At 71.0% G+C, this 12,066-nt stretch carries 11 protein-coding genes; 5 read left to right on the forward strand and 6 right to left on the reverse strand.

What is annotated here, in order from left to right; all coding sequences use genetic code 11:
• On the reverse strand, window positions 1-701 hold a 701-nt coding region (locus ACF088_RS27740; RefSeq protein ID WP_392378575.1), incomplete at its 3' end, for a DEAD/DEAH box helicase.
• A 346-nt stretch (window positions 702-1,047) separates the two neighbouring features.
• Window positions 1,048-1,251 (reverse strand): cold-shock protein, encoded by a 204-nt coding sequence (locus tag ACF088_RS27745; protein ID WP_042152846.1) that lies wholly within the window; start codon window positions 1,249-1,251, stop codon window positions 1,048-1,050.
• A gap of 751 nt (window positions 1,252-2,002) precedes the next feature.
• Here ACF088_RS27745 and ACF088_RS27750 point away from each other — a divergent pair.
• The 5 genes from ACF088_RS27750 to ACF088_RS27770 all read left to right on the forward strand — a co-directional run bounded on the left by ACF088_RS27750 (window position 2,003) and on the right by ACF088_RS27770 (window position 6,533).
• Window positions 2,003-2,350: a MerR family transcriptional regulator gene (locus tag ACF088_RS27750; protein ID WP_392378576.1), complete on the forward strand. Its 348-nt coding sequence runs from the start codon at window positions 2,003-2,005 to the stop codon at window positions 2,348-2,350.
• Window positions 2,351-2,644: 294 nt separating this feature from the next.
• Complete coding sequence (locus tag ACF088_RS27755; RefSeq protein WP_392378577.1) at window positions 2,645-3,544, forward strand: universal stress protein; 900 nt, start codon at window positions 2,645-2,647, stop codon at window positions 3,542-3,544.
• A gap of 156 nt (window positions 3,545-3,700) precedes the next feature.
• Window positions 3,701-4,330 (forward strand): CBS domain-containing protein, encoded by a 630-nt coding sequence (locus tag ACF088_RS27760; protein ID WP_392378578.1) that lies wholly within the window; start codon window positions 3,701-3,703, stop codon window positions 4,328-4,330.
• A 203-nt stretch (window positions 4,331-4,533) separates the two neighbouring features.
• The gene (locus tag ACF088_RS27765) at window positions 4,534-5,871 is read left to right on the forward strand and encodes a molybdopterin-dependent oxidoreductase (protein WP_392378579.1); all 1,338 of its coding nucleotides are present in this window, start codon (window positions 4,534-4,536) and stop codon (window positions 5,869-5,871) included.
• Window positions 5,868-6,533, forward strand: a complete 666-nt coding sequence (locus ACF088_RS27770) for a hypothetical protein (RefSeq protein WP_392378580.1) — start codon at window positions 5,868-5,870, stop codon at window positions 6,531-6,533. The genes ACF088_RS27765 and ACF088_RS27770 overlap by 4 nt, the downstream gene beginning before the upstream one ends.
• Before the next feature lie 65 nt (window positions 6,534-6,598).
• Here ACF088_RS27770 and ACF088_RS27775 read toward each other — a convergent pair whose 3' ends face one another.
• The 4 genes from ACF088_RS27775 to ACF088_RS27790 all read right to left on the reverse strand — a co-directional run bounded on the left by ACF088_RS27775 (window position 6,599) and on the right by ACF088_RS27790 (window position 12,058).
• A complete protein-coding gene (locus ACF088_RS27775) occupies window positions 6,599-8,002 on the reverse strand; it encodes a hypothetical protein (protein WP_392378581.1) in 1,404 nt (467 codons plus the stop codon).
• An 80-nt stretch (window positions 8,003-8,082) separates the two neighbouring features.
• Window positions 8,083-8,625 (reverse strand): hypothetical protein, encoded by a 543-nt coding sequence (locus tag ACF088_RS27780; protein WP_392378582.1) that lies wholly within the window; start codon window positions 8,623-8,625, stop codon window positions 8,083-8,085.
• A 490-nt stretch (window positions 8,626-9,115) separates the two neighbouring features.
• The gene (locus ACF088_RS27785; RefSeq protein WP_392378583.1) at window positions 9,116-10,375 is read right to left on the reverse strand and encodes a PP2C family protein-serine/threonine phosphatase; all 1,260 of its coding nucleotides are present in this window, start codon (window positions 10,373-10,375) and stop codon (window positions 9,116-9,118) included.
• A gap of 264 nt (window positions 10,376-10,639) precedes the next feature.
• The gene (locus ACF088_RS27790; protein ID WP_392378584.1) at window positions 10,640-12,058 is read right to left on the reverse strand and encodes an MATE family efflux transporter; all 1,419 of its coding nucleotides are present in this window, start codon (window positions 12,056-12,058) and stop codon (window positions 10,640-10,642) included.
• Window positions 12,059-12,066: the final 8 nt, after the last annotated feature.

The raw sequence follows: 12,066 nt of genomic DNA on the forward strand, positions 1-12,066 counted from the left end.
TCGAGCAGCGCGGTGACCTGGGGCATAAAGCCCATGTCGGCCATCTGGTCGGCCTCGTCCAGCACGGTGATGGCGACCTGGTTCAGGCGGCAGTCACCACGGCCGATGAGGTCCTTGAGCCGTCCGGGCGTCGCGACGACCACTTCGGCCCCACCGCGCAGCGCGCTCGCCTGCCGGCCGATCGACATCCCGCCGACGACGGTGGCCATCCGCAGCGCCAATGACCGGGCGTAGGGGGTGAGTGCGTCGGTGACCTGCTGGGCCAGCTCGCGGGTGGGGACCAGCACCAGGGCCAGCGGCTGGCGGGACTCGGCGCGCTGTCCGGCGGTGCGGGCCAGCAGGGCCAGACCAAAGGCCAGCGTCTTGCCCGAGCCGGTACGTCCGCGGCCGAGAACATCGCGTCCGGCCAGCGAGTTCGGCAGCGTGGCGGCCTGGATCGGGAACGGGGCCGTCACCCCTTCAGCGGTCAGTGACGCCAGCAGCGCGGGCGGCATGTCCAGTGCGGCGAAGTTCTCGGCCGGGGGGAGTGCGGGGGTGTGGGTGACGGGCAGCGCGAACTCTTCCGGCCGTGCGGCGGGCCGACGCCGCTTGGCGCCGGACCGGTTCGACGCCTGCGAGCGGTACCCACCGCGGCCGGAGCCGGAAGAGCCGGCGGAACGGTTCCGGGAAGAGCGTTCGTTCGGGCGAGCTGTGCGGTTCATGAAGAACCTTCCTCGATGCGGTACGTCGAAGAATTCCCGGCAGCTGTCAGCCACACACAAAAGAATCGCAGCACGGACCGTAGAAAACAGATGGAACGAGGCGGGGCGGAATCGACCGCCGGCGCGTGAAAAAAAGTGCCGCCGCAAAGCAAGGCGAACACGGTGCCGGAGCACGGGACTGGACGGACTGCCGTTCTGCCGCAGCAGGCTGCGGTTCGGCACCGAACAGGCTGCCCCTTGTCGCTCGTGCGGCCGCGATCGGCACACACAGCGCATTCCGCAAAGGGCAACGAGCTGGGGCCCGCACCCAAGGTGCGGGCCCCAGCTGCGGTGTGACGCGTCAGTGTCAGGCGGGGAGAATGTTCTCGGCCTGCGGGCCCTTCTGGCCCTGCGTGACGTCGAAGGTCACCTTCTGGCCCTCCTGCAGCTCACGGAAGCCCTGGGTGGCGATGTTCGAGTAGTGGGCGAAGACGTCAGCGCCGCCACCGTCCTGCTCGATGAAGCCGAAACCCTTTTCCGAGTTGAACCACTTCACGGTGCCAGTAGCCATGTCATATCTCCTTCGGGGCAGTGCCCGGGGCCGCACTGTGCGAACCCCGCGTCGCCGCGATGATTGCCCCTCCGGAAAAACCGGAAATACAAAAGCATTCCCCGCCGGCCTGGAAGGCGGGCGAGGTAGCGTCAAGTCTTTGGGAACCACAACTGCAACTGAGATCGACACTAGCACGGCACCGGCGGCCCTGCGCGGGTGTTGCTCCCGTCCATATCCGGCCGGAAAAATCCCCACCGGCCTGGCAGGTATTTCTGTCGTTGCGGCATCAGATATTCACCACCGGCGCACCGGCCCTCCGGTCGGGAAGCGCGGCCCGCCGCCCGCTCTCGCCCGGGCCTGATGCCGCGCGCAGCCGGTCCGTCCGCTGCTCGCCGCACGGCCTGCCCGCCGCCGGTCACGACGGCGCCCGCCTGGTTCCCGCCGAGCGTGGCACGGGGGCCGGCCGGTCCCCGCCCCCTCCCCGTCCCCCGGCTCATCGGCCCCGCCGTTCCGGACGGCCGTGGCGACGCCGTAAATCTATGCCAGCCGCGATAGACATTCGAAATCCAGGTGGTTAATATTTCTCTTGTAGTCAGCGAAATTGCCTGCTGTCCCGGTATGCCCCGCGGGGGTATCCGGGCCTCGGAGCGGAAGCGGGGCCCGGCCGGGCAGTCCGGCCGGTGCGCGGTGCCGGCAGATGGTGTTGACGACCTCGGGGCCCGGTGCGTACGCGCCAGGGCCCTTCGACGCGTCCAGCAAAGAGGTGCACGTGCCCCCGGAGCCCCGACCGCATGTCACCGACAAGTTCGATGACGATGACTTCCCGGCTTACACCATGGGGCGTGCCGCGGAGATGATCGGCACGACACCCGCTTTCCTGCGGGCGGTGGGCGACGCCGGGCTCATCGTTCCGCTCCGCTCCGAGGGCGGTCACCGCCGTTACTCCCGCCATCAGTTGCGCATCGCCGCGCGGGCCCGTGCACTCGTGGACCAGGGCACCCCGATCGACACCGCCTGCCGCATCGTCACCCTCGAAGACCAACTCGAAGAGGCCCGGCGGCTCAACGAAGAACTCCGCAGGGGCCCGACCGGCCCGAGTCCGTCCAACGGCTCCTGACGGCAGCCGGCGCCCACGGCCCGCGGACGGTCCGCAGCGGCAGCCGGGCCCCTGGCGCCACCGTGCCGCAGCTGCGGGACCCGCACGGCCTGGCAGGCTCCGGCGATCGGGGCCACGATGGGGACAGTGGGGCGGCGACGTCGTACCCGGGCGGAGAGGCGTCATGACGTCTGACCGACGCCGCAGGCCTCTCACCGCAGCGGCCGATCCGGGTGTCCCCGTCGGCCGATCACGAGGTCGTCCGGCGTGCTGTGGCGGACCTGCTCGGTGCCGGCCCCGACAAGGAGGGCGGCCATGGAGCCGGAAGTCATCACCGTTGGACTCGATGGCTCGCCGGAGAGCCTGGCGGCCGCGCACTGGGCCGCCGACGAAGCGGACCGGCGGCAGTCGGTGCTGCGACTTCTCCATGCGTGGATACTGCTGGCTGCCGAGGCGCCGCACACGCCCCCGGACCGGGACCGGAACGCCGGGGCCCGGGAGATCGTGCGGCGGGCCCGGGACGAGGTACGCGCACGCCATCCGGGTCTGCGGATCGTCGAGGACCTGATGGGGGCAGAGGCCGAACCCGCGCTGCTGGGCGCGGCCGGCGAGTCGCAGCTGGTCGTGCTCGGATCGCGGGCGCTCGGGCCGTGGGAGAGCTATGTACTCGGCGATGTGAGCCTGAACGTGGTGGGCCGGGCAAAGGGGCCGGTCGTTCTCGTCCGGGAGGTGGGCGGGCGTGCGAAACCACCGCGCCACGAACGGCCGGACGGTCCGCCACCCGCCCCCGAAGCGCGGGTCGTCGCCGGCCTCAGCCTGAACGGCCCATGCGAACGAATGCTCGACTTTGCCTTCGACGCCGCGGCGAGCCGGGGGCTTTCGCTGCAGGCCGTCCACGGGCGTCCGCTCCCCGTGCACGCCTACACGCCGTGGGGCCTGGACCCCGATGCCGCGACGGAACTCACCAAAGAAGCGGATATCGAGCTGCAGGACGCCCTGCGTCCGTGGTGTGAGCGATTCCCCGAGGTGCGGGTACAGCGAACCGTTCTGCCGGAGAGCCCGACCCGGGCCCTGGTCCAGTCGGTCTTCGGGGCCGAACTGCTGGTGGTGGGCCGCAAACTGCACCGTCCCCCGCTCGCGCCACGCGTCGGCCCGGTGGCGCATGCCGCCATCCACCATGCGACCTGCCCCATCGCGGTGGTGCCGCACGAATGACCGGCCTTCTGCGATCGAGCGTGACCGAGGATGCGCCGGACCCGTCCGGCCCTGCGCACACCGCACCGGTCCGAGGCAGGCTTGTCCATACCGGATTCCCCGCCCGCGAGGCCGGTGAGATCCGGCCCGTGCACCACCCGGAGGGACTGGCCCAAGATGAGGCACCGCAGCGTTGCCGACCTGATGACGCCCCACGCCGTCGTCGTCCAACGGGGCACTCCGTTCAAGGAGATCGCCCACCTGCTCGACGAGTACGACATCACCGCCGTCCCCGTTCTCGATGAGGACGAGCGGCCGGTGGGCGTGGTGTCCGAGGCCGATCTGCTGCGCAGGCAGCTCGCCAAGCTCGGGGCGACCACTGCCGAAGCGATCATGACGAGCCCCGCCGTGGTGGCGCGACCCGAGTGGAGTGTCGTCGAAGCGGCCAGGACGATGGAGAAGAAGAAGGTCAAGCGGCTGCCCGTGGTCGATGACACCGGCCGTCTCATCGGTGTGATCAGCCGCAGTGACCTCGTGCGGCTGTTTCTGCGCCGGGACCGCGCCATTCAGGAAGAGGTGCTGGAGGAGGTGCTGACGCGGACGCTCGGTGTGTCGCCGTCCGCGGTCACGGTCGATGTTGCGGAGGGCACGGTGACGCTCACCGGCGCTGTGGACCACAAGAGCCTTGTCCCTATTGCCGTGCGGCTGTGCGAAAGCGTCGACGGGGTGGTCGAGGTGGTCGACCGGCTCGCCTACCTGCAAGACGACACCGCCGCGCAGGAGCAGGGGGCGGGGGCGTCGGAGTAGACGCGGCCGGCGCGCGGTCCTCCGGCAGGCGGCCCCGGCAGCAGGCGCACCCCGGCAGGCGGCACCCCGGCTGGCGACGCCCTGCCGGCAAGCAGTGCCCCGTGATCGGCTGAAAGCAATGGTTCACGTGATATGAGCCTATTTCTGCATATCGTTCTCCTGGGCGGCCGGCCGCGCCGCCCAGGAAACGGCGGAGGGATGTCATGGAGCCGAGCGTCCACGACGACGGGCCGCACCACCCCGCCGTTGGCCCTCTTCGTCTGCCAGGCCGACCGCCGCCCGGTCCGGCACGCCCCGCGTTCTGGCGCAGCCCGCTGCGGGGGCCGTGGCTGACCTCGGTCTTCGGGCTGGTCCTGCTCGTCGGCATCCCCGTGCTCTTCGTCACCGGACTGCTCTCCTACGCCGCCTACAACCCCGACCTGGCCCCGGGCAACGACCAGACACCGGGCAAAGGCGGACTGGGCTTCTACCTTTTCTCCTGGCCGACCAGCCCCTATTGGCTCTACCGCCTGACCCAGGGCATCCATGTCACGCTCGGTGTGGTGCTGATCCCCGTGCTGCTGGCGAAGCTGTGGTCGGTCATCCCGAAGCTGTTCTCCTGGCCGCCGCTGCGCTCACCGAGCCATGCGCTGGAACGGCTTTCGCTGCTGCTTCTCGTGGGCGGGGCGCTGTTCGAGTTCGTCACCGGCGTGCTGAACATCCAGCTGCACTACATCTTCCCGGGCTCCTTCTACACCCTGCATTTCTACGGCGCTTGGGTGTTCATCGGTGCCTTCCTCGTCCATGTCGCGTTCCGTGTCCCCGTGATGGCAAAAGCCCTGCGCAGCCGCCGCCTGCGCACCGAGCTGCGTACCCCGGCCGCCCGGACGACCAGCGAACCGGCCGACGGCACCGGGCTGGTGACCCCGCACCCCGCGCCTGCCACCATGTCGCGGCGTGGCGCTCTCGGCCTGGTGGGTGCGGGGTCGCTGGGTCTGCTGCTCGTCACGGCCGGGCAGAGCATCGGCGGCTCCCTCCGCAGCACCGCGCTGCTGGCTCCGCGGGGTCAGGAGCCGGGACGGGGACCCAACGGCTTCCAGATCAACAAGACCGCGGCGAGCGTAGGGATCCGGGCCCGCGACATCGGCCCCGACTGGCGGCTGGTCGTACGGGGCAACGGCCGGGAGAGGAGCTGTACCCGCGCACAGCTGCTCGCCCTCCCGCAGCACACGGCCGCCCTGCCCATCGCCTGCGTCGAGGGCTGGTCCACCGACGACCAGCACTGGAGCGGCGTCCGGCTGACGGACCTCGCCGCCCTCGTCGGACTGCGCCACGGCCCACCGGGCGTCTTCGTCGAGTCCGTGCAGCGCGCCGGCGCCTTCCGTTCGACGCAGCTGCGCGACAACCAGGTACGCGATACCAGATCGCTGCTGGCACTCCGGGTCAACGGCGCCGACCTCTCCCCGGACCACGGATACCCGGCGCGCATCATCGTCCCCGCCAACCCCGGTGTGCACAACACCAAATGGGTCACCCGCCTCACCTTCGGGGACACGACGTGAAGGGCTTCGGCGCCCGTTACTTCGGCGCCCGCTACGGGGCGTCCCCGCTCCATCTCCTCCTCGTCCTGTGCTCCTTCTTCCTGGCCGGGTACGCGGGCGTCCGACTGCTCACCGGAGACACCCTCGGCGTCCTCCTCTGGTTCGTCGGCGCGGCCCTCCTGCACGACCTGGTGTTCCTGCCCCTCTACACCGTCACCGACCGCATGGCGCAACGGCTCGTCCGGCGCCGGGACCGGCGGCGCGACGCGCAACCTCCGGCGTCCGCGGAGACTCCGCCGCCCGTGGTGGCAGGCGGGGTCAACTACCTCCGGGTGCCCGCCTTCGTCGCACTCCTGCTGCTGGTGGTGTGGTACCCGCTCATCCTGCACCGGGTCCCGGAGTTCTCGCTGTACACCGCCCTGCCGTCCGAGGTGTTCTGGGACCGTTGGCTGCTGATCACCGCGGCGCTCTTTGCGGCCTCCGCGGTGTGTCTGCTGATCGCCCTGTGGCGCACGTATGCGGCCGGCGCACGATCCGAGGATCACCTGCCTCCGGCACCTCCGCCGGCAACGCCTCCGGCACCTCCTCCGCCGCCCCCGCCTCAGCCGCCCCCTCCGCCTCCTCCTCCGGCTACGCCTCCCTCGCCTCCCCCTCCGCCGGCGCCCCCAGGGCGGAAGGAGTAGGCGCAGAGCGGAAGGAGTAGGCACGCGGGCTGCGGCCGGTCGTCAACGGCGGCCGCCGGTCACGGTCACCAGCCGGTCAGCAACAGATGGTTGACCAGCAGGGCGAGGAGGCCCTGCGCGGCCAGCCACCAGGAGTGGAAGCGGCGGGGCAGCAGCGCACACGCGGGCAGTGTCCACACCGCGAAGGGCAGCCAGATCCGTTCGGTCTCCGCCTTGCTCATCCCGGACACATCCGCGAGCAGCAGCATGCCCAGCCCTGCCGCGACCAGAACGGCGAGGGCGCCCCGCCCGGCCGGCGCCTCGCGCCGCATTCCGCGCACCGCCGTCCACAGCGGACCGGCGGCACGGCGCAGACCCGCGACCGTGGCCAGGCCCACGCTCAGTACCTGGGCGGCCAGGTTCGCCCACAGGAAGTAGCTGTACGGGCGTACCTTCGCGGCGCCTTGGTAGTAGCGCTCGACGAGGGTCGTATAGCCGTCCAGCCACCAGAACCCGGCCGAGGTGAACGCCACCACCCACACCAGCACGCCCAGAAGCACCCAGGGCAACGGGCGGGCCGAGCGCGCGATCAGCAGCACCGCTGCCCCGGGGATGACGAGCAGGGTCAGGCCGTAGGACAGGTACCAGGCCCAGCCCAGCAGCAGCCCCGCGCCCAGCGCGGCAAGACGCGGTACCCGCGTCCTCCGCGTGGCCGCCATGGCCAGCAGGGCGAGGGCCCAGGCGGCCACGCCCGCGAAGTAGCCGTCGGCGCTGACCCCGATCCATACCGCCGCGGGGGCCAGCACGAGGAAGGGGGCGGCCCGGCGCGCCAGTTCCTCACCGGCACACGCATGGACGGTCACCAGGACGGCTGCGGTGAGGGAGGTCCCGACGGTGAGGCACCAGGCCGCGGCCCAGGCGCCGCCGCCCAGCCCGATCCGGTCCAGGCCGACGAACGTCAGCAGTGCACCGGGCGGATGACCGGCCACATGCGCCGGCCAGAGGCCGGGCGAGCCGACCAGAATGTGGTGGGTGAAGTCCCGCAGAAAGGCGCCCACATCGTGCACGTCGTCGACGGACTGCAGGTACTCCAGGCTCGTGGTGAGCCGCCCGGCGACGCCACGGCCCCACCCGTCCACGAGCGCGAGCGACCACGTCCAGGCCATCGCCGCGGCCCACACGGCCGGTACCAGCGCCCGCCACGGCAGACGCCGCGCGGTCGACGGACCGTAGACCACCACCAGTGCGGCGACGGCCACCGCCGTCGGAGTGCCGGGGCCGACGTGCGGCAGCCACCATGCGTACAACGGGGGCCAGCCCAGCCGCAGAATTCCCTCGGAACCGTAAACGGTCCGGTTGATGACGCGTCCCACGACCGCCGCCAGTACGCACAGCGCCACCGCACCCGCAACCGCCCACAGGTCACGGCGGCATGCGCGCTTGCCTGCACTTGCTGTCACCCGGCCACGGTAAGTCAGCTCGGGCCGCATACCCCGGGCGACACCGGGCACGAGGGAGCCGGCTCAAAGAGACATGCGGCGGGCGGGGGAGGGCCGGGGCACTCGTAGGGTCACGTGGGGTGGATGTCGGCGGCCACGATCACTCCGTCCACAACGGTGTAGGTGCCGGCGTAGTGACGATGGGATTCATCGGTCTGCGTGGCGTCAAGCTCGACCGCCACCTTGTTGCCCTGCACCGATTCGATCGTGACGTCGTACTTCGACACGGTGTTGAAGGACGCCACAAAGGCGTCGTACGACCGGCCCGCGATGTGCTGCCGCCCGCCGATCGCCCAAGCGGCAACGAAATCACGGTCGTTGACGACGCTGAAATACGTCTGGACCACATCCACGGGCTCCGGTGCGGGCTGACTCGGGACGACCGTGAGGCGGGCGGCCGTGACCGGGGCCGTAGTCGTAGTCGTAGTCGTACGGGTAGTCGTAGCCGTCGTCAGGGTCGTTTTCGCGGGTGTCGAGGTTGTTCGGGAACGGGCGCTGTCCGCCTGGGCAATGCCGGTGCATGCGCCGACGCCGGTAAGGACCACGACAAGGGCCAGGATCACGGCGGGGATCACGGCGGGGACCACGGGGAGGGAGACCCGCGTGGTGGTCACCGCGGGCATGCGGTGTGGGCAGCCGGGCGGGCCGGTTCCGGTAGGCGGCCGCGGTGAGCAGTCCTGCGGCGCACGACGGTTGTTCGCACGAGGAAGTCCTGGATGCTCTGTCATCGGTCATCCCGGGCGGTTCGAGGATCTGGATCTTCTTACCCCCATCGTGCGCGACGCATCTCGTAGCTGCATCCGCTGGTCGGGTTGCGGTTCGCGGAGAGCGGCCCGTGTGACGGGGACGAGGAGGCCGGGGCCGCACCACCGTGATGCGCTGAAAGGCATCGCGGGGCGGCGGTAGCAGGCAAGGGAGCGGCCGTTGTGCGCGGGGAGTCACTCATCATGACAAGGAGTGCACGTCGGATGACTCTCCTCGCAGTCGAGCCGGTCGGGTCTCTCGCTGTAGGTGATGACTCTCCTCGCAGTCGGGCCGGTCAGCTCTCTCCCTGTAGGTGATGACTCCCGCCGCACTCGTACTCGTCCTGACCCGCCCGCGCGATTACAGGCGGACGATGACGAGGGCGATGTCGTCGCGGGCGCCGGCGCTGACGCCGAGGCGTGTCAGCAGCGCGTCGGCGAGGCGTTCCGGACTGAACCGGCTGTAGCGGGAGAGGGCATCGGTGAGGCGGGCGAGACTGGCGTCGATGTCCTCGTCGCGGCGTTCGATGAGCCCGTCGGTGTAGAGGACGAGGGTGTCGCCGGATGCGTACGGAAGGCGGGCCTGCGGGCGCGGCTCGTCCTCGGTGTGGGCGCCCAGGGGCGGGTCGGTGGCCTGGTCCAGGAGTGCGTGGGTGCCGTCGGCGCGCAGCAGGACGGGGGGCGGGTGGCCGGCGCTGCTGTAGACGACCTCATGGCGGCCGGTGTCGATCAGCGCCTGGACGACGGTGGTGGCCAGGGCCTTGTCGACGGAGCGGGCGTACAGGCCCAGCACCTTCAGCGCCTGGGCGGGACCCTCGACGGAGCGGTCGGCGGCGCTGAGGGCGCTGCGCAGCATCCCCATGACGGCGGCGGCTTCCAGGCCGTGGCCGACGACATCGCCGACCGCGACGGCGAAGGCCTCCCCGGGGAGGTCGACGATGTCGTACCAGTCGCCGCAGATGTTCAGTGAGCCGATGGCGGGGAGGTAGCGCACCGCGATGTTCCGGTGCCGGGCGAGGTCGGGGGAGTGGAGCATGGACTCCTGGAGGGTGAGCGCGACCTGGCGTTCGCGGGCGTGCGCCCGGCGCAGCTCCTCGTTCAGGTGCTGCAGCGCACGCGCACGGACGTACAGCTCGGCCTCCATCGCCTCCTCGCGCTCGCTCAGCTGCCCGCCGGGCAGCTGACGGGACCGGCGGGAGTGCACGAACGCCGTGACATCCTCCACCCGGTGGACGATCCATGCCACCGTGCCGTCCGCCCCGATGACAGGGGTGTTGATGGTGGACCACCAGCGCTCCTCGAACAGGCCCGGCTGGTCGGCCACGGGGATGTCGTACCGCTGGACCGCCATGGTGTCCGGCTCCCCGGAAGCCAGCACCCGGTTCAGCGAGGGGTGCAGGTTCAGCACCCCTTCGGCGTCGGGGTCGGCGGGGTTGTCGGGGAAGGCGTCGAAGACGTACTGGCCGAGCAGCTCGTCCCGGGTGCGTCCGGTCGCCTGGAGGTATGCCTGGTTCACGTCGACGATCACCAGGCCCGGGTCCAGGACCAGGCAAGCGCTCGGCGTCGCGGCGAACAGCGCCGCATGATCGAGCTCCGGTCTCCTCACGGGTTCCCTGCCCATCCTCCTGCCGCTCACGGCCCCATGGGGCCAATCTATGAGGGGCCCGGCGCCTGCGCCCGCCGGGACGCCGTCGCCCCGCGCGACGGCCCGGGGCGGTGCCCTTGGTCGGCCGGGTCCCAGGGTGTCCGCGGCACGGCAGTGGCCCGGGGGCTGCCCGTCCTCGTGGTTCACCCGCATGGCTCCGCAGCTCCGGCTCAAGGACGCACGGCTGCGGAGCTGCTCAGGGGCGAAGCACCTTGCGGGCCGCTCGCGCCGTCGGCGCTCTCACCCGGCGGGCACCGTCTGCCGTGCCGTGAAGTGTGCGCGGAGGCTCGCGGTGTAGCGGCGCAGCAGCAGGATGGCGGTGGCGGCGAGGCCGGTGAGCAGGCCGAGCCAGATGCCGAGGGTGTGGAGTCCGGCGGCGTAGCCCAGGAGCCATGCGGCAGGCAGGCCGATGGCCCAGTATCCGATGAGGGTGATGCGGAAGCCGCTCTTGGTGTCGTCGAGGCCGCGCAGGAGGCCGACGCCGATGTTCTGGGCGCAGTCGAAGAACTGCAACACCATGATCACCAAGAGCAGGTGGGTGGCGATCGACACCGCCTGCGCATCGCGGGCACTGCCGGTGTCGAAGAAGGGGCTGAGCACGAGGCCGGGCAGCGTGACGTAGACGATGCCCACCACGACCATCACTGCACCGGCGCAGGCCAGGGCGGTGTTCTTGATCCGCAGAGCGGATTCGGGCCGGTCGAGGGCGAGTTCGCGGCTGACGTTGAGGGATGCGGCGTGCGAGAGGCCGACGGCGACCTGGAAGACGATGTAGACGAGTTGGTTGACGGCGGTGTGCGCGGCCAGTGCGGCGCTGCCGAAGGAGCCGGCCATCAGGGCGGTGACGGAGAAGAATCCGGCCTCGGAGCCGTAGGTCGCCGCGATGGGTACGCCGAGCTGGACCAGGCGGCGGACGGTGGCGCGGTCGGCCTTGGCGATACGGAGGCTGAGGAGGGGGGCGAGGACCGCGTCCTTCTTCGCCGCCAGGTAGAGGGCGAGGAAGGACAGCAGGTAGACCAGAGAGGTGGCCACGCCGACGCCGGGCAGGCCGAGCTTCGGCAGGCCCCAGGTGCCGTGGATGAGCACCCAGTTGATGCCGGCGTTGACGGCGACCGAGGCGATGGTGATCTGGAGCAGGGCCTGCGGACGGCGCATGCCGACGGTGAACTGGCGGATGGCCTGGAACCAGAGGCAGGGCAGCAGACCGGGGGCGAGGGCCAGCAGCATGGTCTGCGCGCGGTCGACGACGTCGGCGTCCTGTCCCAGGAGCGTCAGCGCCTGCCCGATGAGCAGCATGAGCACGGCGCCGGCGATCCCGGCGAGGGTGGCCACGGCGAGGCCGGCGCGGACGATCTCGCGCACCTCGTCGTCGCTCTCGCCCTGCGCCGTGGTCTGGCCGGTTGCCTGCGCCGACTCCGCGCGGGCGGAGGCGGCGGCGATCTGGTTGCCGACGGAGGTGACCAGGCCGACGCCCATGGTGCGCAGCTGGTTGAAGAGGACGATGGCCAGTCCCCCCGCCGCGAGGTCGGCTGTGCCGAGCATGCCCATCATCACGGTGTCGGTGGTGGTCAGCGCGACCTGTGCGAGCTGCGTGAGGATGAGCGGGACGGCGAGGGTGGCCAGGGCGCGACTGTCGCGGAGGAGGGTGGTCAGCTGCATGGCGGGCA

This window comes from Streptomyces sp. NPDC015125 (assembly GCF_043080045.1).
Classification (GTDB): Bacteria; Actinomycetota; Actinomycetes; order Streptomycetales; family Streptomycetaceae; genus Streptomyces.